The sequence below is a fragment of the Acinetobacter johnsonii genome (assembly GCF_048551975.1).
Taxonomy (GTDB): domain Bacteria; phylum Pseudomonadota; class Gammaproteobacteria; order Pseudomonadales; family Moraxellaceae; genus Acinetobacter; species Acinetobacter johnsonii_A.
In genome coordinates, this window is record NZ_JBIMCF010000345.1 from 1 (window position 1) to 233 (window position 233).

Below are 233 nucleotides of genomic sequence, written 5' to 3' on the forward strand. Positions count from 1 at the left end.
ATGTTGTGCAGGCTCTACATATGGCGATGCAGCATGTGACGGATCGAGCGACAAGGATGATTCATCATTCAGACAGAGGCTCACAGTATTGCTCTGAACTATATCAATCGGCATTGCGCCTGGAATATTAAAGCAAGAGTTTTTAACTACACGATGTCAAACCATGAAGGAGTTAGATCACTTAATTACGGAATCTATCATGATTTATAATTGTTATAGACCACATTTAAGTT

At 39.1% G+C, this 233-nt stretch carries 1 pseudogene; it reads left to right on the forward strand.

Going from position 1 to position 233, the window contains the following annotated elements:
- A pseudogene (locus tag ACG9ZB_RS17750) lies at positions 1-233 on the forward strand (IS3 family transposase); the annotation flags it as partial.